The sequence below is a fragment of the Bartonella sp. A1379B genome, from assembly GCF_002022485.1.
Lineage (GTDB): Bacteria > Pseudomonadota > Alphaproteobacteria > Rhizobiales > Rhizobiaceae > Bartonella > Bartonella rochalimae.
This window is the reverse complement of the sequence record NZ_CP019780.1, coordinates 886,473-906,868: the sequence shown is the minus strand read 5'-3', so window position 1 is coordinate 906,868 and position 20,396 is coordinate 886,473. Positions and strand designations below refer to the sequence as shown.

Sequence of the window (20,396 nt, the reverse complement as noted above, 5' to 3'; positions counted from 1 at the left end):
CTCTTTCTTTCCGTATTCATTTAATAGTGCTTTATCTCTTGATGAAAAAGCGGATAGAAAGAGAGCTTTCGGGGATGAAGAGAATATAGGTTTCGTGAGTAGAATTATTATAAAAAAGGGCAGTATTTATACTGCCCTTTTTGTTGAAGTTAATATCAGTATTGTTTTAGAAACGGTAACGTATTCCACCTGAGAAAGAGGTTGCTGATATACCTGCTTTTTGAAGTTTGTGTTGGTGACTGACGTCACCATGCAATCCCAATTTTTTATTTAATTGTGCATTAATTCCTACACCACCTTCAACAGAAGTTCCCATAGGGTCAAGATGGAAATTATCCGCAACCTGTATTGTATCACCATCACCAAAAGCGTTGATCATGTTCAGTTTTCCATAAAGGGAAATGATATGACCGTTTTCTGCTGCAGTGACAGTTTTGGTTAAACGTCCACCAATACGAACCAACCATTGGTTAGGATTATTCATATCGATTTCAAGATCATTACCATCTGAAATATTATCAAACATCAAGCGCTGATAAGCAAGTTGTGCTTGTGGTTCAAAGACTAACCCTTCAACACCAGTTGCAAATTGTTGACCAATGGTTGCAGAAGCACTCAATGTGTTGACGTCATCCAATTTTGCAATGTTACCAATATCAGCAACTTTAATGTTTCCTTTCACAACGCCATAGGAAAAGAGTGTATCAAGGTACAAGCCATTCCGATGATGTATACTACCGAAAGCTGAAATTGACCACTTATCAAGTGTACTCTTGGCAGAGCCTTCCATGTCTTTTGGAGTGAAAGATACTTGTCCATAAGAGCCTAACAAGCCGAAATTTGTTGTGGTATTTTGATTTTCCAGAACACCTAACGCGACCCCTAATTGTAGAGCACTGTAGCGAAGATCAGCTCCATAACCATATTCCATAGCAGTATGTTTGGATGATAAAGTTGCTGTATTGCCATAAGAAGATAAGAAGAAAGCATTTTTCTTATTGTTATCATTTTCCAATGACATAATCCGCAGATTGGATAAGGATGCATTTTGCTGATTGATATCAGAGAAACCAGCAGAAAATAAAGCATTTGGCATCACCAAATAACTGGCCATTTGTGGGACAAGAGCTTTCACCTTTGATTTAGGGTCAAGATAGGCATTTTGCAAACGGAAATCCCAATATGATTGGCCATCACCAAACAGACTTTGATTTTCACTTTTACTAGAATCCTCAGGACCGTAGGCATTAAGAGTGTATTTATAAGGAGAATTATTTATTGTGGTATAGCCATTTGCCAATTTAAAGGAGTCTTTATTTGCTTCTCCAGAAACTTGGACGAGTGAGAGACCATTTTCATTTGCAGGAACAGAAGCATTTTCTTCTGGTTTCTTCTTTCCCTTGATACTGTTGACATAGATTGTCGTTGTTCCTGAAGCATCACCATTAATTACAAGTCGATCTGTTTTTTGATCTTTTGTTTTAAGTCCGCTACTCCATTCAGTGTTGAAGTAAATTTTTGCATCACCTTTCGCATTATAGACTTTTTTCGCATCGTTTGGAAGAGCAGGTTGTGCTGGATCAACTTCTGGTATTGCTGGTCCTACATGTAATATCTGATATTGACCATCTGTTGGTTTGTCAAAAACAATGGTACTGTTATCGAGATTAAGCGTAGAAACAGTAGAGTGTGATCTTTGAGAAATATCAAGCAATGCTCCATCTTCATCTGCACCTTCTTCTTTTTCTTCTTTACTGATTTTAAGCGTCCATACTGTACCATTGGTCAGATTAAAGACTGTTTTAGCCTTGTCTTCAGTTCTAACACCACCTTCTAAGATTGAATGATCTGCATCGAGTGTAAGAGATGCTTCCTTGTCATCTTTAGAAGTGTATTTTAATAAAAGATCAGCACGTATTTCTGAATTTTTGAGTTTGATAGCATCTTTTCCAGATTTGTCTCCAAGAATACCTACACCTTTTTCAACGGTAAGTTTTGTATTCGTGAAATTAACATTATTTTGTTGATCACCATTCTCATCTTTAAGTTCTAGGCCATTTTTAGCAGCTGTTGCAGAAACATTGGAAATATCAATTTTTGCACCGTTTTCTACAACGAATGCAACCTCGTGCGCATCAATTGTACCACCTGTCATTTTAACAACTGCTTCTTTCCCAGATACAGAAAGACCAGTGCCTTCTTTAGATTGAATGGAAACATTTTCTAAAGAAACTGTGCTTCCTTCGGCTTTAAATCCAGACCCTTTGACAACGCTAATTTTTGTATCTTTTAGTTTGTTTTTATTATTTTTACTGTCTACAAAAGTAACACCGTCTTTTTCTGCTTTAATAGAACCGCCGGTCATATTTAATATTGCTTTATCCTCTATTTCAATACCAATGTTATCTGAAGAGATTTCTACATCATTTAATGTAACGCTAGTCCCTTCTCCAGAAGCAACAACTGCTTTCCCAGGAGCATTCTCATAAACGCCATCCTTTTTTATTGTAATAGAACCACCATTTGCTACAATTGCGGCACCTTCTTCTATTCTAAGGCCTTCTTTTTTTGAAGTAATGTCCACATCGCTTAATGTAACGGTTGTACCTTTATCCTTAGCTTGTACAGCAGTTTCATCGGCCTCAATAGAGCCACCTTTCATCGTGAATTTAGCTCCATCTGTTAAATCAATACCTGTCGTTTTTGAAGTAATCTTTACATCGCCTAGTGTAATAGTTGTATCTTTACCTTTAACTCTTACGGCAGTGTCACTGACATCAATGGTACCACTTTCCATTGTGATTGTACCACCATCACCCGCAGAAAGACCAAAATCAAGATCTTTAATAGTTGTTGTGCCTTTTAGAATAATTTTACTGTTCGACCCTCTAGCTGTTGCGCCGGTTCCTCGTTTCTTAGCATTGCCAATTAGTGTTAAATCTTCACCTGTGATTGTACCACCTGTTTTTCCATCATTTCTAGCTTTATCGCCAGTACCTTCAGCTCCGTCAATTTCGTCAATTTCTTCTTTTTTATCACCTACGTAAAGAGCACTTTTTTCTAATTCCGAAGCTTCATAAGTTTTGCCTTTACCGGCATCCCTAAAGGTGCCATTAATTATAGAGATGCTTTTCTCATCATCAGCTGCAGCAACATTAAAATGAGCACCAAACAAAATTATAGCAGCCGCAGCTGTACACGATAGAAGATAATTTTTACACATAAAGATTGTCCTAACTTATAAAACCCAAAATATCCCCCCGCTTATAAGAAGGATATTGAATCGATAATTCCTATTGGATGAAGTAAATTATTTTTCCTTATATGTAAAGATAAAAATTATTTTATATTAAAGATAAATAATATTTATTATTTATATACATAATGTATTATATATTATTATTAACAATACATAATGTATTAAATTATTCTTTTAATAAAGAGCTCATTTTTCATATTTATATTTAAAATGAATGCTAAAACAATAACATAATATTATCTTTAATCTTTCTAGTATAGAGGATTATTATAAGCTCAATTTAAAATACTGATAAGTTTTCTATTTTTATAAAAATGATGGATATAGTTAAGAATAACTAATCAAAGAAATAAAATATAATGGAGACTTAATATTTGGGCCTCTTTTAAAAAGAGGGAAGCGAAATAAAATAAAAAGGGCAGTATTTTATACTGCCCTTTTTATTGAAACTAATATCAGTATTGTTTTAGAAACGGTAACGTATTCCACCTGAGAGAGAGGTTGCTGATATACCTGCTTTTTGAAGTTTGTGTTGGTGGCTGACATCGCCATACAGTCCAATCTTTTTACTCAATTGCGCATTAATTCCTACCCCACCTTCAACAGAAGCTCCCATAGAATCAAGATTGAAATTATCGATAACTTGTATTGTATTTCTATCAGCAAAAGTTTTGATCACATTTAGTTTTCCATAAAAAGAAATAATATGAGCGTTTTCTGCTGCGGTGACAGTTTTGTTTAAACGTCCACCAATACGAACCAACCATCGGTTAGGATCATTCATATCGATTTCAAGATTATTACCATCTGAAATATTATCAAATATCAAGCGCTGATAAACAAGTTGTGTTTGTGATTCAAAGACCAACCCTTCAACACCAGTTGCAAATTGTTGACCAATAGTTGCAGAGGCGCTCAATGTGTTGACGTCATCCAATTTTGCAATGTCACCAATATCAGCAACTTTAATATTTCCTTTCACACGGCCATAGGAAAAGAGTGTATCAAGGTACAAGTTGTTCTGATGATGTATACTACTAAAGGCTGAAATTGACCACTTATCAAGTGTGCTCTTGGCAGTGCCTTCCATGTCTTTTGGAGTGAAAGATACTTGTCCATAAGAGCCTAACAAGCCGAAATTTGTTGTGGTATTTTGATTTTCCAGAACACCTAACGCGACCCCTAATTGTAGAGCACTGTAGCGAAGATCAGCTCCATAACCATATTCCATAGCAGTATGTTTGGATGATAAAGTTGCTGTATTGCCATAAGAAGATAAGAAGAAAGCATTTTTCTTATTGTTATCATTTTCCAATGACATAGCCCGGAGATTGGATAAGGATGCATTTTGCTGATTGATATCAGAGAAACCAGCAGAGAATAAAGCATTTGGCATCACCAAATAACTGGCCATTTGTGGGACAAGAGCTTTCACCTTTGATTTAGGGTCAAGATAGGCATTTCGCAAACGGAAATCCCAATATGGCTGATATAGAGCAAACATACTTTGATTATGGTTATGACGAGAATGCTCAGGAGCATAGGCAATAAGAATATATTTATAAGGATAATTATTTATTGTGGTATAGCCATTTGCCAATTTAAAGGAGTCTTTCTTTGCTATTCCAGAAACTTGGATGAGTGAGATACCACTTTTATTATAGATAAGTGGGGTACCACTTCTATCAGGAATAGGAGCACTTTTTGGTTTCTTCTTTCCCTTGATACTGTTGACATAAATTGTCGTTGTTCCTGAAACATTACCATTAATTACAAGTTGGTCTGTTTCTTGATCTCTTATTGCAAGCGCGCTACTATATTTTGTATTAAAGTGAATTTTTGCATTGCCTGTTGCATTATAGACTTTTGATAAGGAAGGCGTACTTTGTTGAGATACACTTCTCTCTTCATTTCGCTCTGTAGCTGGTAAGGGGCCTACATATAATATCTGATATTGATCATCTGTTGGTTTGTCAAAAATAATGGTACTGTCATTGAGATTAATGGTAGAAAAAGTGGAGCGTAGTTGATCAGTAACAGGTAAATCCTGATTTGCATTTTGCTCTTCTCCCTCTGTTTCCCTTTTATTAATTTTGAGTGTCCATACTGTACCATTATTCAGATTAAGGGCTGTGTTCTCATTTTCTGTAGGTATGGAACCACTCTGTGAAGCAGCATATAAAGAATTACCACTTAAAAAATGAAAGAATACAGTACTTATGAGCGTATACCGCAATAGGTAATTTTTGTACATTCTGAAGGACCTCTAAAAAAGTTTACGATTTTCAATAAAATTACCAGCGATTACCGGCGATTACCAGCGATTATATGGCAAGAATATGTCTACATGATGGCGCAATGTATTATGCACAGTATTATTGTATTATGCACAGTATTATTATGTGTTATTTAGAATAGATAAAGATGGCATGATAGCGAAATATTACCTTTAAATAAATCTATGATATAAGCATATCATGGGTTTTCTATCAAAAACAGGCATCATTTTCACGCAAGTTTTGTTTTTTATGATTTAAGCAGTAGGAGTAGGAAAACAGTTGTTTAACAGCTGTTTTCTTTGTTTTACGCGAGATTGTCTTTTCAATAATAATGGTGCAAATCTATGCTTGATAAATTTTTGGCTTTTCTTTCTTCTTCTGGAAATGCGCTTCATAAACTAGGAGTAAAGCGCCTTATTGCGCTTGGTATGGTTGGATTAACTTTGTTTGGAACAATTTTGTTTTCTAGCTTTTATTTAACGCGTCCTATTTATGAAATACTTTATGTTGGTCTTTCACGTGATGATGTGAATCGAATGGGAATGGCGTTGGGTGAAGCAGGGATTGCTTTTGATGTTTCTTCTGATGGTAGTACTGTTCAGGTTCCTGTGGGGCAAGCAGAGCAAGCACGAATGTTCCTTGCCGAAAAAGGACTACCAACATCAAATAATGCTGGATATGAATTGTTCGATAATATGGGATCTTTAGGGCTTACGTCTTTTATGCAAGAAATTACACGCCAACGTGCTTTAGAAGGTGAAATCGCACGGACGATTCAAGCTGTACAAGGTGTAAAGGCAGCACGTGTCCATATTGTTTTACCAGATAAAGGATCATTTCGTAAGGCTAAGCAGAAGCCTACTGCTTCTGTTGTAATTCGCACTAATAGTGGTTTTGCAGTTGAATTTGCTCAGTCTATTCGTCAATTAGTAGCGGCAGCTGTTCCTTCACTTGAAGCAAGCTCAGTGACAGTAATGGACACACGTGGACAGTTGCTTGCATCTGGAGTGGATGCAATGAATGGAGCTTCGATGATGATGGCATCTCTTGAGCAACAGGTTGCTTCGCAAATTGATGCGAATATTCGTAAACAATTGGTTCCTTATCTTGGTCTTGATCATTTTCAAACTAGTGTACAAGTTGTTTTAGATACAGATCGTCGTCAGACAAATGAGACCGTTTTTGATCCAGAGTCACAGGTTGTGCGTTCCGTGCGTTCCGTGCGTGATCAAGCTGATAGCCAAAATAACCGTAATAGTGATGCTGTCGGCGTAGAACAAAATATTCCGCAAGAAGAAATTGCTAATGGTGGTGGAGAAAGATCAACCGATAAAAAAGATCGCCGTGAAGAGATTACTAATTATGAAATTAACTCTAAGACTATTTCTACAGTTAGTGATGGTTATAGTGTGAAGAAATTAGCTGTTGCTATCGTGGTAGATCGTGCGCGTTTGGTTCTTCCAGATGGTACAAAACCAACCTCTGAAAATGCTCTTAATGATGAAGTAAATCGTATCCAGCAGATGGTGGCAACGGCGGCGGGACTTGATCCAAAACGCGGAGATATCATTAATGTTACAGCCGTCGATTTCGTTGGTAATTCTGAGGCTGATATGGCACCTGTTCAAGAGCCTCTTTGGAAATCATTGTCACGTTATACATCTGGTTTGATCAATGGAGTTGCTTTAGTAATTGCTGTTTTCTTGATTTTATTCTTAGGGGTACGTCCTTTGATGCGGGAAATGCGGGAAGGAAAAAAGGCACTTGAAAATAGTGAAAATGCTGTAGCTGGTCTTGGAAATATACCTGCTTTAGAACACCAATATCAAGATAATGCAGAATTTGGTGGCGTTACAGGCACAAATAATGATACACTTCACAATTTACGCAATCGTATGCGTGTTCCACCACAGAATCGTCTTGAGCAAATGATTGCAATGGATGAAGAACGTTTTGCTGGAGTTTTGCGTGAATGGGTCCATGATACTGACACAACTGTGGCTGTATAGATTTGTAAAGTGAAACGTTAAATGGAAGTGATAAATAGAATGGAACAAACAGGTGGAAAATTTGAAAAACAGGTAAGTCTTCCCTTATCTTCTTTTCTGAGTGATTTTTCATCCCGCTACATTTCTGCTGAAGATATAGAGGTTTTGTCTTCTGATGATGAAAGCGAACTCATGTATAATAATGAGAAGCAGAAAGACTGTTCATTATCTGATACTAAACCTTCAGAAGAATATATGGAAGAAATATTATCTTTCCCTTCTGAAGGGGTTGTTGATGTTGAAGTAGCTCGAAAGGAAGCTTTTGATCAAGCTGTGCAAGAGGTAACAGAAAAATTGCAAAAACAGTTTGAAGAAGAAAAGAAATGTTTGGAAGAAGAGCATGCAAAAGCTATTGAAGCGGCTAAACAAAGTATGGTTGAATCGCTAGGAGCCAATGTACAGCGTCAATTAACAAAAGAATTTTCTGATTTGCGTCAAGAAATTTCTCGAGAGATTGCACAGGTTCTTTCCGTATTTATTGGTGAAAAAATTACAGAAGAAGCACTTCAGGAATTTGCTACAAAAATATTAGATCAGGCTCTTTCTGCAGGGAAACCTTTAGTTCTTGAGGGGAATGAAAAATTATTTGAACAGCTCAAAAAACAGCGTGATTTTGATTCATCTCAATTTGAATTTCAACCGACCAAAAGTACAGAGTTACGTTTACATCGTGGTGAAATGGTTATTGCTACACAGCTTACTCCATTGCTGACAACGTTGAAGGAGTTGATACAATGAAATCTGAAGACCAACAATCTTCTTCTGAAATTATTATTGTTCGTCGTGGGCAACATGGAGATCATGATGATCATCATGGTGGTGTTTGGAAAATTGCTTATGCTGATTTTATGACAGCAATGATGGCGCTTTTTCTCGTCTTGTGGCTTGTTAACGTCCAGGATGATGAGACAAAGGAAGCCATCGCAAACTATTTTAATCCAATCAAACTTGTAGATCCCCAAACAAGTAATCGGGGTATTCAACACAAAGATATTGAACAAGATAAAAAAAGTTCTCTTGATCAAGAGCGTAGAGATGATGATCAGTCAGAAAAGTCAAATGCTATGGAGGAAGCAGAGTTAATGCATAATCCTTATCCTGGATTGGAAAAAATTGTTCAATCAGAACACCACGCAAAAAATTCTTCCGAGCAGCAGTTTGAAAAAGGGGATCTTGTAGGGCAGGGAGTTGGTGATTCTCAAGAAAATTTACAACTAGGAACAGAGCATCATGATCCTTTTTCTCCGCATTATTGGAGAGAAAATATTGATTTTTCTCAAAAAAGAAAAGACCAAAAGCAAAAAACGTTGGTAAAAGAATCTATACAAGAAAATAATTCTTCTGAGAATTCTCGTGCTCTTGCACAAGAATTAACGGATTTTATAGAGGGGGAAAACAGCAATATATTGGCTCATGTGAAGCCGATTAAAGAAGGCGTTATGATTGAATTAATGGATCAGCCAAAATATGAAATGTTTAAAGTTGGCTTATCTGTTCCAACAGCGCGGACTATTGATTTAATTAGTAGTATGGCAGGAATTATTGCGAAATATCAAGGAGATGTCGTGATTAGTGGGCATACTGATGCACGTCCTTATCGTAGTGCTGTTTATGATAATTGGCAACTTTCAACAGCACGTGCACAGATGGCTTATTATATGTTGGTGCGTGGTGGCTTTGATGAGAAACGAATTTTGCGTGTTGAAGGTTATGCAGATCGGGATTTGAAAAATAAAAAGGATCCATATGCTGCTGAAAACCGGCGTATATCTATTTTTATACGAGATCCAAAGACTGAAGAAGTACAGGAAAAATCGACAGTAGAGAAGTCTTCTTCGCAAAAGATTATACAAGACAAGTCAGTTCTTGAAAAGGAAAAAACACCATGATTATGAAAAAGGCATACTCTGTCTATTTTTTATCTTTTGTGGTCTTTATTCAAGGAATTTTTATACAAGAGGGTAGAGCTTTTTTACAAAAGATAGAAAGAGATTCTCAGGACATTTTTGTCGCACAGGTAGAGCGTGAAATTAAAGAGCCCTCTATGTTATCAAAAACTATTGTCTCTGAGCCAGTACATCTTGTGCGTTCTTTACAAAATTTACAAGATAAAATTATATCAGGACAAGAGGAAGAACTGCAAAAACAACTGCAACTTTTGGGAGAAATTGGCGATAAATTTTTAACTTTTGATGCTAGTGTTTGGAAAGATAAGAACAATCTTTATGCTTTATTGATTTATCTTTTTAATGGTGGAAATCCTCGAGTAGTGCAAAGCATTTTAGAGAAATATGGAAAGGGAGTGATTTCAGAGAATGTAATGGATGGTGCTTTGGCTTATGCATCTCATAAAAAAACTACTTTTTTAAAGACATATACACAATTAACTGAAGAAGATATTCGATCTATTCCTCCTGCTTTATTTGCGTCTGTTGTACTTTCTACGGTTGTTAATATCATAGAAAAAGATCCTGCTTTAGCTTTGAAACAATTAGATCAAGTAAGGCTTTTTGCTCCGGGAACTTTATTTGAAGAGGGTGCTATTCGTCGAGAATTAAAAGTTGCATCAATGCTTGGTGAGATAGATCTTTTGGCTTTATTAATTCGTCATTATGTGCATCGTTTTTGGAAATCACCTTATGCTTATGACTTTTGGCATGAGTTTATTCCTGCTGTATTGCGGCTTGATGAAAAATTAAGTATTGATCAATTGGAAGCATTGCTTGCTTATGCACCGACAAAGGTGCAGTTTATGGCATATATGGCAGTGAGCCGTGCTGCGTTAATTGATGCACGTATGGAAAAAGCAAAACTCAGTGCTCAGAAAGCTTTGACATTAGCACATGAAATCGGTGTAGATGATACATCTGTGCGTTTGTATTACGCTATGAGTCTTTCTGGTTCAATCGCTGCACAAGAAGCTCTACAGATGATACAAAATATCATCTACAAAGATTTATCAGAGAAAGATCGTTTTTTATTTATTGCTGCACAAGCTGTTGCGCAAAGAGTCGTTTCTTTTCCATTGGATGTTCTGAAAGAGAAAAACACACAAATTGCATCACAACCGCAAAGTCATAAAGAATTGAAGTTAACCTTAGAAAAAGATGATAAACAAAAAAATACAGCATCTCTTATAGAAGCAGAAATGAAGCAATTTATTCAACATACACAAGAAAAGATAAATGAAATCGACCAATTATTAGGATACAAAAATGATGATAAGCGCTGATGGATTGTGCGGTTTTCTTTCTGTACAAATGGCTACAATAAATAAAACTACAGCAGATAAAGTTGCAGTTCAATCAGAAGATTGTGCGGATAATCAATTACCTAAAACATTTGATACGTTACTTAAACAAAGTAAATTTGAGCAAGATAAAAATTTTCATGAAGATTCTTCGCTTATACATAGGGTGAAAGAAGCTTTAGAAGAATCCGTAAAACAGACAATTCTAGATGAGGGTGCAGAGTATTTAAATAAAGGACAGGATCCTTTAGCTAAAGTTATAGAGTCGGAAATATCAGAAGAAATTGTGGAACAAAATGTAATTAAAGCTTTTGAGAAAAAATTGCAAAAAGCCAAGCATGGTTATCTTGGTAATAAAGAAAATATGTCTTTTCAAAATTTTTTGAATCCACTTTATTTGGCACAAAGGTTTGTAAAGCAAGAAAAAATTGGAGAAAAAATTAGTGAACATGTAAAACATGGGAGCATTACAGCTTCTATAAATGGTGATGTACAAAATCAGTGGGTTGCAGATATTCAAAAAGAATGTGCTATTGAAGACAAGGTTCAAATTAAAGCAGTTGACAAACATTTTCTCACACACCCAAAAATGCCACAGTATAGTATACAAAATTTTGCACATGAAAGTGAATCCTTGACACTACGTGTGGGGATGGAGATAGAAAGAACTCAATCTCTCAAGAATTTAGAAATAGGCAATAGGCTTATTCTTCAAGAAGAAAAACCTGATTTTATGATGCAGTTAAGTGGTGTTGATATTACGTGTAATAAAAAAGTTGGGGATGTAAGGATTTTGCATTTAAAACTTACACCTGTGGAGCTTGGGATAGTTGATGCTAAAGTGAGAATGACTGCGCAAGGGCTTCATATTGAATTATGTACTCAACATCGCGAAACAGCGCGCCTTTTAATCAGCAGTCAGCAGATGTTATCATATGTTTTAGAAAAGGCACATGTTCATGATAGTGGTCATTTATTAATTAGTATTGTGGATAAAAGTTCTCAAGTTATTCAACAAAATCAATCTTTGCAAATGGAGCAAAGATTAGAGCAAGATAATAGTGGACAGCATTTTAATGGTCAACGTCAAGCGTTTGGTGATAATGAACAGAATGGAAAAAATGAATCAAAGCAATTTTTCAAGCAATTTCCGTTATCAGATGCAACATTTTTGGATATTCCTTTTGAAGATATTTCTTCACGCATTTCTTATCGGTTGGTCGTCTAGCATTATAGTATTGAATTACGCGGTAGCTGAGAATATTTGTGAAGCAGAAATGATTACGGCTTCTAAGCGCTATAATGTACCATTAGGTATCTTATATGCAGTTGGGCTAACAGAAACAGGCCATAAAGAATCGCTCCAACCTTATGCATTAAATATTGATGGCAAGGCTGTTTTTGCAAAAAACCAAGCGGAAGCTTTACATATCTTTAAAAGTGCTAAACGCTCTGGAGCTAAATTCATTGATGTAGGTTGTATGCAAATTAATCATTATTACCACGGTAAGAATTTTTTTTCTGTTGTAGAAATGTTAAAACCTCGTCTTAATGTTGATTATGCTGCGCGTTTTTTAAAAAAATTATACGAAAAAGAAGGTAGCTGGACTATGGCAGTTGCACGCTACCATGCAGGGCCTAATAATGATCCAGCTCAAAAGGGCTATGTGTGTCGTGTTATGCGTAACATGATTGCTAGCGGTTTTGGTCGATGGACTCCTAATTCTCAAGCTTTTTGTAAAGGAGCCTTATGAATCATTATGACAAAAATAGTAAATTATTTTGATAAAAAAATGAAAATTTGTTTCATTTTGAGATGATATTAATTTTTGTAACAACCTATAGTTGTTTTTTATGTCAAAAAACACAACCAAAAATAGTAATCGCGTCTTTATAGATAATAAATCGTAAAAATAACTTGTGTTTTTAAAAATTAAAGTTGTATAAATTTAGCAATATGTAGATTTCCTGCGTATACATTTTAAATTTTAGTTCTAAATTGCTGAGTGAGTGCTTATGATTGTTGTAGTAGATGACCGTAAATTGGTAACAGATGGCTATGCTACCTTATTTTCTCGCGAAGGAGTTGCTGCAACAGGCTTAGCCCCTTCAGATTTTAGTCAGTGGATTTCAACAGCTTCACATAATGAGATATCTTCACTTGAAGCAGTTCTTTTAGGAAAATGTGAAAACCAAATCGAATTACCAAAAAAAATTCGAAATTACAGCTCGACTCCAATTTTAGCTCTAACAGAAACAAACATTTTGGATCATACAATAGAACTTTTTCAATCAGGTATCGATGATGTAATCCGCAAACCAATCCACGTCCGCGAAATTCTAGCGCGAATCGCTGCTATCCGCAGACGAATTGGAAATGATATACGAGGAGCAAATACCGCAGTCGAAGTTGGCCCTATTAGCGTCTTCAATGATGGACGTGACCCACAAATCAATGGAGTAAATCTACCTCTTCCACGCAGAGAACGCCGTATTCTCGAATACTTAATAGCAAACGCAGGAAAACGTGTTAATAAAACACAAATATTCAATGCGGTATACGGAATCTTTGATGAAACAATAGAAGAGAACGTTGTAGAAAGCCACATTAGTAAACTTCGCAAGAAACTAAAAGCAAAACTCAACTACGACATTATAGATTCGAAAAGATTCCTTGGTTACAGCTTACAAATTAAAAATCAATTAGATTAAATTTGTATATAATTCCTCCACTTTTAAAATAAAACACCTAATATTAACACTCTAATTCAAAACCAATACAAACCCACTAAAAACAAATTATGTTTTTTTTATGATCATATAATTTATTTTTGTAAAAACATTTAAGCAAAAGCTTCACACAAGGAAGTTTATTTATAGTAGTGTTATAAGCTAAAGATCATAGGAGATGATATGGGTATTTACGGAATGATGCGTACTGGTGTTTCTGGTATGAACGCTCAAGGAACGCGGCTTTCTGGTGTAGCTGACAATGTCGCTAATGCTGGTACAATTGGATATAAACGTACGAATGTCCAGTTTTCTAATTATGTAACGCCTTCAGGACAATATGCTTACGTTTCTGGCGGAGTGAAGAGTCATATTGGTCATGATATTTCGATTGGTGGTCCAGCGCGTGCAACAGGTCGTTCTGGTGATACAATGATTCACGGAAATGGCTTTTTTCGTGTAGCAGATGAAAATGGAAAAGAATTTTTAACGCGTGCAGGGTCTTTTGTACGCGATAAGGATGGGTATCTTCGCAATACTGCAGGATATTATCTTTTAAATGAAGATGGAGAAAAGATTCAAATTAAAGGCGGTCCAACCGATTTATTCGGCCCTGAAGCGACGACGAAAATTGATTTTAAAGTAAACTTTAATCCGAGTGCAAAGGTTGTTGAGCCGAAGGATGGTAAAATTGATCCTGAGAAACCTGAAACTTATAGTCAGAAAAAATCAATGACGACTTATGACAGTCAAGGTAAAAAGGTTCAGGTTGATTTCTATATGAGAAAAACTGCTGAAAATAAGTGGGTTGTTGATGCTTATTCTGACGGGAAAAAAGTTGGTTCTACAGAGTTTAACTTTGATAAAGAAGGAAATCTTATAGCGCCTACAAAAGAATTTAAGTTAACATTGCCAGATAGTGAGGGGAATACTTTTGAGGTCAATGTTAATTTTGGCGGGGTGGGGGCAGATTCCCTGGTGACCCAAAAGGGCAATTTATTTGCTTTTGAAGGGGAAGCAGATGGTATGGAGTCGGGTGCCTTTGATGGTTTCACCTTTGGTAAAAATGGTGAAATTGAGGTTATGTATTCCAATCAAAAAACGCGGACAATTGGGTATATAGGTGTTACGACTGTGGCTTCACCAGACAGTTTGACTTTTTTAGGTGGGACTGTTTTTGAAACTAATAGTCAGACGGGGCCTCAAATGATGGGGCGTCCTGGTGATGGTGTCTTTGGTACTCTATCTTCTGGTTATTTGGAGGATTCAAACGTTGATATGGGCGATGAACTGACAGATATGATTGAGGCGCAACGGAATTATACAGCGAATTCCAAAGTATTTCAGACGGGTTCGGAGTTGATGGATGTTATTGTTAATTTGAAACGATAATGTAAACACAATCAAAAAGGGGATAAGATTATGTCGCTTAACTTAGCACTTAATTCAGCCCGAAACTCGTTAAAAGCGACTACAGGTCGACTTGATACTGTTTCGCGTAATGTTGTAAAAGCAGGAGATCCGAATTATACGCGTCGCACTTCATATTTAGAATCGGGGCCGGGGGGAGCGGTTCATGTTGTTGTACGTCGTGATGGTGATATCCATTTATTGAATAATTATTTGGTTAAAGCAAGCGAGGCTGCTGCTGCTGGCAGTCTTTCTAATGGGCTGAATCGTTTATCTGATATTTATGGATCGGATCGATTTTCAAATTCACCTTCTAAATTGCTTGGTGAATTTCAAAAAGCACTTCAATTGTATGCGAATGATCCACAACAGCGTTCTAATGGAGATGCAGCAGTCGATCGTGCTCGTGATTTAGCCAAAGGGTTGAATGCAGGAAGTCGTGAAATTGAAAAGTCATATAATGATGTGAATAGTGATATTCAAGATTCTGTTGATTACATTAATGATTTATTGCAAAAATTTCATGAGCTTGATCAGTTGGTAGCGCGGGAGAGAAATGCAAATCGGGATGATAGTGTTTATATGGATCAAAGAGATGCTATTTTAAAAGAGTTGTCTCAAGAAATCGGTATCAATACAGTTAATCATTCTGATGGAACAATGTCCATTTATGGTATGGATGGCAGTACTTTATACGATAAAATGCCACGGACAGTATCATTTCAATTCAGCACTTCTTTGCCATCTGGTATTTCTGGAAAACAGATTTTCATTGATGGTGTCCCTTTAGGTCATTCATCCTTTATTGATCCTAATGGAGGTGGTAATCTCGGTGGTTTATTGAAGCTACGTGATGATATTATACCACAATATCAAAAGCAGTTAGACGAAATAGCAAATGCTTTGATGCAGGTGTTTCCTGGTCCTCCTTCTTTATTTTTAGATGGAGAGCAGCCTAGTGGTCAGATCGGTGCTCTTGAGGGTTTAGCAGGAAGGATACAACTTAATCCTATATTTGACAGCAAAACAGAAGGTGGTGGTCCAGAACATTTTGGTGATAAACTTCAAGAATTAGTAGATTCTTTTAATGAGAAACAAAAATTTGGAACGGGTACAGGTTTGGATCTAGAGCAGTCAATTATGGATTTTGGTAAAAACTCAGTAGGCTGGCTTCAAGGTTTGCGGTCAAACGCAGATAAAGAAGCTAGATATAAAGGCACAATGTTTTTGCATGCTGCTGAGGCATTATCCAATGCAACGGGTGTCAATACAGATGATGAATTAGCCTTGATGTTGCAATTAGAGCAGACATATGGAGCAACCTCTCGTATTATTAGTACGGTTGGTAAAATGCTAGATGATCTTCTAGCAGCAGTTAGGTAGGTGTAAAGTGAGAGTTCCTTCAATTTCGACATATGTTTTAAACAATGCAAGGCGTAATCTAATTTCTGAGGGGAAGTCTGATTTGATGAAGGCTGGCTATGAAATGGCTACTGGACAGGTGTATGATCCAGGTCTTACATTGGGGCGTAAAACAGGACGCTTAATGGATATTGAGAATCAGATGAGTTATCTCGAAGGTTATAGTACAAGCAATAAACTTCTTTCATTGAGATTATCTTCTGTACAGGCTGCGATTCAAAGTTTAATTGCGTCAGGTGATAAAGAATCAACGCCAGGGTCATTGGTTGTTTTTAATAATATGCTTGTCGGTGATGCAGGAAATGCGGCACCATCTGCAGCGCAAGCTGTTGCCCAAAATGCTTTGAGTGCATTTATTTCAGCTTTAAATACTAATTTTAATGGTGAATATATATTTGGTGGGACAAATACGAGTGAACCACCGTTAAAGTTTTATAAAGTAGGTGGTGAAACGGGTCCCAGTAAAATTGTGCACGAAGCGTTTGAGAATTTTCTAAATGGCAGAAAACCAGAAGATCTCACCAGTGAAGAGATGGAAGAATTTATTGATGGGCCTTTTAGTGATTTATTTAATGAAGAGAATTTTAAGGAATTTTTTTCAAATGCTAAGGATGGTTCTACTGAGAAGCATATTGCACCCAATGGTGATAAGGTAGATGTTGCAGTAAGTGCTAATGATAAAGGTTTTCGCGATGCTATGAAAAATCTGATTTTAGTCGCAGAATTTGGTGATATCGGTTTATCAAAAGAAGCACAAGAAAGTCTTTTTTCAAGAGCGCGAGTGTCTGCTGACAATACATCTACAAGTAGTGTTGTGGATGAAATTACTGCAACAGCTTCTAGAGTAGGAAGTACAGAAACAAGGGTTAAAGCGGCTACGCACCAAATTGAAACTCAAGTAGGCCTTCTTAAAGGAGCACAAATTGATATGATTGGTGTCGATGCGGCAGAGGTCGCTCAAAAAGTCAAAGCTTTGGAGGCTATGTTAGAGGCTTCTTATACTTTGACAGATATGATAAGGCGATTAAGTCTTATTAATTATTTAAAATAAAGAGGTTTAGCTGTTTAATGTATCAAATGCGATATGAAGATGTCATGGAAGATGATGCAATGAGCGCACGTGAGCGCGAACGATTTTTATTTGATCGTTGTATCAAGCTGCTTTTAGCTGCAAAAGCCAAAGGTCCTGGTTCTTGTGAAGCTAAGGATGCAGTTCAGTTTGCCCGAAAGCTTTGGGTTATTCTTATTGAAGATCTTGGGCAAGCAGCAAATGCTTTACCACAGGCATTGAAAGCTTCTCTTATTTCTATTGGTTTTTTTATTTTAAAAGAAATTCAGAAATTAGATGAAGGAGAGATTACTGATTTTGATGTTCTTGTTGAGATCTCTGAATCTATTCGTGATGGTTTGGCAGAAAATGCGGAGATATATGAATGAGCAAAAAAACAATCCGTTTGACACTCAAACCAAATGAAAGAATCTTTCTTAATGGTGCTGTATTACGGGTGGATCGTAAAGTAACTTTTGAATTATTAAATGATGCAACTTTTCTTTTAGAAGGGCATGTTTTACAAGTTGAAGATACTGATACTCCTCTTAAACAGCTTTATTTTTCTGCTCAGCTTGTGTTGATTAATCCAAGCGAAGCGGAGAAAGCATTAACTGTGTTTGTTAATCTGTTAAAAAAGTTACTTCAAACCTTTACTGATTGTGACCTTTTGAAAGGCTTAAAGGAGTGTATTTATTTAACTGAGCAAAATAAAATTTTTGAGGTATTAAAAGTTCTTCGTAGTTTGTTTCAGAAAGAAGCACAGATTATGGGTAAAATATCCTCACCAAATACGACAAGTATAAGTGTAAGACAAGTTGGAATGTAACGTTAACGAGGTGTGATATGGCATTGGACGCGGTTAGTGCTCCTAGAAGTTATTCTCAAGATGATGGTGGACAGCCGGAGATGGCTGGAGCAAAGAAGAATGCAGATTATGATATGTTTATAAAGTTGTTGGTAGCACAGATGAAAAATCAAGATCCAACAAAACCTATGGATTCAACAGAATTTGTATCGCAATTAGCAAGTTTTTCATCTGTTGAACAAGCTATAAAAATGAATGAAACACTTTCCCAGATGCTTTCTAATGGATTAATCAACGGAGCAGAGGGGTATGTCGGTAAATATATACAATTTACAGATGAAAAAGATAAAGTTATTGAAGGATATGTGGTTTCTATTGATATTTATAGTGATGGGATAGTTGCGACATTGGACAATGGTGAAAAAGTTGTTATTGGCCCAGGTGTTAAGGTTATGACTGAAAAACCTGATGTAGAGGGTGAGAAACCTGGCGAAAATGGTGAGAAACCTGAAGCTGATGGTCATAAATCTTATGTTGGTAGGTTCTAGAGTATGAATGAAGCTGATGCTATTGATATGGTAACAGCAGCTATATGGACTATTTTAACTGCTAGTGGTCCAGCAGTTTTTGCTGCAATGTCTGCAGGTATTATTATTGCTTTATTTCAAGCTTTAACACAAATTCAGGAAATGACGCTGACATTTATTCCAAAAATTATTATTATTTTTTTAGTGTTAGCATTTACAGCTCCGTTTGTTGGAGGGCAGATTTATGCTTTCACACAATTAGTTTATAATCGAATAGAAACGGGATTTTAGAAGTTTTTGTTAACAGTATATCACAAGATACTAGAATATTTTTATATTTGCATACGTAAAACTATTAACTGATAAGCTTTCTTATATAAGCTAAATTATTATATTTAATGCATAAATAAATGTAATATCATTGAAATTTTTGGGAAAATTCCCTGTAAAATGCACATTAAATTTTAAGAAAAGCCCTTTTTGCTTTTATAAATAATAATTATTTACTTCACACTAATTGTTTTAGTTCAATTATCATTCTGCAAATTTCATATCTATTTTATGCAGCACTTTCTTTCTCTATCGCAATTAATTTCCCATCTGCTTTTTGTGCTGTAGGCAGCTCTTCTTTCTTTACCATTTCACGTTGTTGCATCGGTTGATACTTATATTCTTCTTCAGCATTTAAAAAGAAAAAGTTATCATTGTCTGTGACTGGTTTCATTATTTCCTGACGGATAAGCTCATTAATATGTGCAAGCATATCAGAAATATTTGCTGAAAGAGGATAATGAGGCATGGGTTCAACAATAGGAGCCATTTTTGTAAGTTTTTGAGTTTGTTGCACTTCATTTTTAGAAAAGGCTATTTGTGGCATTAATGCTGCAAAGTGCATTGTTGAAGCAACTCCCCTCGGTTTCATAATCACTACCCCTCGTTACATTAACTACTCAATGACTCGCAAGAATAATCGACTTTTTTTATAAAATCAAGCTGCTAATAGGTATTCCTTATATTTAATTCAAGAGCTTAATTTGTAGACAGCTTTTTAGAAAAGCGAGTGTTAATAATTGATCGTACTTATATATAGGAAAAATATATATAAATAAGATGCTTAGATAAAGAAAAACTGAATTTTCATTTTATATAATTTTTTTCTGAATATTTCTCATTTATAGAATAGGATTATTCAAATCTGTTTTATAGACTTATCAAAATTATTTTGAAATGTTTTTTTGAAAGCTATTCTTTGTAAGACACTAAAATAAATAAAATTTTCTTTGTTAAAATCCAGTATATTAAGAGCTCCTTTTTTCATTTTATAAATATTTAAGGTTATGTAGCATTAGTTTCTTTTTATAAAAAATGACTGAATTAGAATTGTCTTACGTACACTTGTTTTGTTTTTTGTAACACTATCTTCTGTTTTTGAAATAATAATTAGCAGACTCTTTGAAATTGTGTTGCTACTTTCTTGTCATTAGAGTTGATATTTTAATGATTAGCAATCAGGATCGAGGCAAAATTAGTTAGATAAAGAAAAAAGGATCAAGTTTTGAATGTAGAGTATAAATCACTAAATTTTATTAATTTTTTCAGAACTTAGATTATACCA

The 20,396-nt window shown here is 35.7% G+C and carries 17 protein-coding genes; 14 read left to right on the top strand and 3 right to left on the bottom strand.

What is annotated here, in order from left to right; translation table 11 throughout:
- Window positions 1–166 precede the first annotated feature (166 nt).
- Both BA1379B_RS03890 and BA1379B_RS03885 read right to left on the bottom strand, forming a co-directional pair.
- Complete coding sequence (locus BA1379B_RS03890; protein ID WP_078692404.1) at window positions 167–3,223, bottom strand: autotransporter family protein; 3,057 nt, start codon at window positions 3,221–3,223, stop codon at window positions 167–169.
- A 502-nt stretch (window positions 3,224–3,725) separates the two neighbouring features.
- Entirely contained in the window at window positions 3,726–5,513 is a 1,788-nt protein-coding gene (locus BA1379B_RS03885) for an autotransporter outer membrane beta-barrel domain-containing protein (RefSeq protein WP_078692403.1), read from the bottom strand.
- Window positions 5,514–5,882: 369 nt separating this feature from the next.
- Here BA1379B_RS03885 and fliF point away from each other — a divergent pair, with 369 nt between their 5' ends.
- The 14 genes from fliF (at window position 5,883) to fliQ (ending at window position 19,072) form a co-directional block, all read left to right on the top strand.
- Window positions 5,883–7,547, top strand: coding sequence for a flagellar basal-body MS-ring/collar protein FliF (fliF, locus tag BA1379B_RS03880; RefSeq protein WP_078692402.1), 1,665 nt, complete (start codon window positions 5,883–5,885; stop codon window positions 7,545–7,547).
- A 21-nt stretch (window positions 7,548–7,568) separates the two neighbouring features.
- Window positions 7,569–8,324, top strand: a complete 756-nt coding sequence (locus tag BA1379B_RS03875) for a hypothetical protein (RefSeq protein WP_078692401.1) — start codon at window positions 7,569–7,571, stop codon at window positions 8,322–8,324.
- The gene (locus BA1379B_RS03870; protein WP_078692400.1) at window positions 8,321–9,475 is read left to right on the top strand and encodes a flagellar motor protein MotB; all 1,155 of its coding nucleotides are present in this window, start codon (window positions 8,321–8,323) and stop codon (window positions 9,473–9,475) included. Before BA1379B_RS03875 ends, BA1379B_RS03870 begins: the two co-directional genes overlap by 4 nt.
- Window positions 9,476–9,477: 2 nt before the next feature.
- Window positions 9,478–10,818, top strand: a complete 1,341-nt coding sequence (locus BA1379B_RS03865; protein WP_051668884.1) for a chemotaxis protein — start codon at window positions 9,478–9,480, stop codon at window positions 10,816–10,818.
- The gene (gene fliK / locus BA1379B_RS03860) at window positions 10,802–12,064 is read left to right on the top strand and encodes a flagellar hook-length control protein FliK (RefSeq protein WP_078692399.1); all 1,263 of its coding nucleotides are present in this window, start codon (window positions 10,802–10,804) and stop codon (window positions 12,062–12,064) included. Before BA1379B_RS03865 ends, fliK begins: the two co-directional genes overlap by 17 nt.
- Before the next feature lie 49 nt (window positions 12,065–12,113).
- Window positions 12,114–12,590 carry a transglycosylase SLT domain-containing protein gene (locus BA1379B_RS03855; protein ID WP_236829080.1) on the top strand — a complete coding sequence of 159 codons (477 nt, stop codon included), beginning with the start codon at window positions 12,114–12,116 and terminating at the stop codon, window positions 12,588–12,590.
- Window positions 12,591–12,852: 262 nt separating this feature from the next.
- A complete protein-coding gene (locus BA1379B_RS03850; protein WP_035007156.1) occupies window positions 12,853–13,548 on the top strand; it encodes a response regulator transcription factor in 696 nt (231 codons plus the stop codon).
- Window positions 13,549–13,749: 201 nt separating this feature from the next.
- Window positions 13,750–14,958 (top strand): flagellar hook protein FlgE, encoded by a 1,209-nt coding sequence (locus tag BA1379B_RS03845; protein ID WP_035007157.1) that lies wholly within the window; start codon window positions 13,750–13,752, stop codon window positions 14,956–14,958.
- Between the two features lie 30 nt (window positions 14,959–14,988).
- Entirely contained in the window at window positions 14,989–16,359 is a 1,371-nt protein-coding gene (gene flgK / locus BA1379B_RS03840) for a flagellar hook-associated protein FlgK (RefSeq protein ID WP_078673865.1), read from the top strand.
- Between the two features lie 7 nt (window positions 16,360–16,366).
- Entirely contained in the window at window positions 16,367–17,449 is a 1,083-nt protein-coding gene (locus BA1379B_RS03835) for a flagellar hook-associated family protein (RefSeq protein ID WP_078673864.1), read from the top strand.
- A gap of 17 nt (window positions 17,450–17,466) precedes the next feature.
- Window positions 17,467–17,835 carry a flagellar biosynthesis regulator FlaF gene (flaF, locus tag BA1379B_RS03830; RefSeq protein WP_035007165.1) on the top strand — a complete coding sequence of 123 codons (369 nt, stop codon included), beginning with the start codon at window positions 17,467–17,469 and terminating at the stop codon, window positions 17,833–17,835.
- On the top strand, window positions 17,832–18,275 hold the full coding sequence (gene flbT / locus BA1379B_RS03825) for a flagellar biosynthesis repressor FlbT (protein ID WP_035007168.1): 444 nt from the start codon (window positions 17,832–17,834) through the stop codon (window positions 18,273–18,275). The genes flaF and flbT overlap by 4 nt, the downstream gene beginning before the upstream one ends.
- 17 nt (window positions 18,276–18,292) lie before the next feature.
- Window positions 18,293–18,802: a flagellar hook assembly protein FlgD gene (flgD, locus tag BA1379B_RS03820; protein ID WP_035007169.1), complete on the top strand. Its 510-nt coding sequence runs from the start codon at window positions 18,293–18,295 to the stop codon at window positions 18,800–18,802.
- A gap of 3 nt (window positions 18,803–18,805) precedes the next feature.
- Window positions 18,806–19,072, top strand: a complete 267-nt coding sequence (gene fliQ, locus BA1379B_RS03815) for a flagellar biosynthesis protein FliQ (protein ID WP_035007171.1) — start codon at window positions 18,806–18,808, stop codon at window positions 19,070–19,072.
- A 268-nt stretch (window positions 19,073–19,340) separates the two neighbouring features.
- Here the strand turns inward: fliQ and BA1379B_RS03810 are convergent, their stop codons facing one another.
- Window positions 19,341–19,703, bottom strand: a complete 363-nt coding sequence (locus BA1379B_RS03810) for a hypothetical protein (RefSeq protein WP_078673863.1) — start codon at window positions 19,701–19,703, stop codon at window positions 19,341–19,343.
- Between the last annotated feature and the right edge of the window lie 693 nt (window positions 19,704–20,396).

Excerpts from the sequence above, each read along its gene's own strand:
- BA1379B_RS03890 (WP_078692404.1), bottom strand. The coding sequence starts at position 3,223 with ATGTGTAAAAATTATCTTCTATCGTGTACAGCTGCGGCTGCTATAATT.
- BA1379B_RS03885 (WP_078692403.1), bottom strand. The coding sequence starts at position 5,513 with ATGTACAAAAATTACCTATTGCGGTATACGCTCATAAGTACTGTATTC.
- fliF (WP_078692402.1), top strand. The coding sequence starts at position 5,883 with ATGCTTGATAAATTTTTGGCTTTTCTTTCTTCTTCTGGAAATGCGCTT.
- BA1379B_RS03875 (WP_078692401.1), top strand. The coding sequence starts at position 7,569 with ATGGAAGTGATAAATAGAATGGAACAAACAGGTGGAAAATTTGAAAAA.
- BA1379B_RS03870 (WP_078692400.1), top strand. The coding sequence starts at position 8,321 with ATGAAATCTGAAGACCAACAATCTTCTTCTGAAATTATTATTGTTCGT.
- BA1379B_RS03865 (WP_051668884.1), top strand. The coding sequence starts at position 9,478 with ATGAAAAAGGCATACTCTGTCTATTTTTTATCTTTTGTGGTCTTTATT.
- fliK (WP_078692399.1), top strand. The coding sequence starts at position 10,802 with ATGATGATAAGCGCTGATGGATTGTGCGGTTTTCTTTCTGTACAAATG.
- BA1379B_RS03855 (WP_236829080.1), top strand. The coding sequence starts at position 12,114 with ATGATTACGGCTTCTAAGCGCTATAATGTACCATTAGGTATCTTATAT.
- BA1379B_RS03850 (WP_035007156.1), top strand. The coding sequence starts at position 12,853 with ATGATTGTTGTAGTAGATGACCGTAAATTGGTAACAGATGGCTATGCT.
- BA1379B_RS03845 (WP_035007157.1), top strand. The coding sequence starts at position 13,750 with ATGGGTATTTACGGAATGATGCGTACTGGTGTTTCTGGTATGAACGCT.
- flgK (WP_078673865.1), top strand. The coding sequence starts at position 14,989 with ATGTCGCTTAACTTAGCACTTAATTCAGCCCGAAACTCGTTAAAAGCG.
- flaF (WP_035007165.1), top strand. The coding sequence starts at position 17,467 with ATGTATCAAATGCGATATGAAGATGTCATGGAAGATGATGCAATGAGC.
- flbT (WP_035007168.1), top strand. The coding sequence starts at position 17,832 with ATGAGCAAAAAAACAATCCGTTTGACACTCAAACCAAATGAAAGAATC.
- flgD (WP_035007169.1), top strand. The coding sequence starts at position 18,293 with ATGGCATTGGACGCGGTTAGTGCTCCTAGAAGTTATTCTCAAGATGAT.
- fliQ (WP_035007171.1), top strand. The coding sequence starts at position 18,806 with ATGAATGAAGCTGATGCTATTGATATGGTAACAGCAGCTATATGGACT.
- BA1379B_RS03810 (WP_078673863.1), bottom strand. The coding sequence starts at position 19,703 with ATGAAACCGAGGGGAGTTGCTTCAACAATGCACTTTGCAGCATTAATG.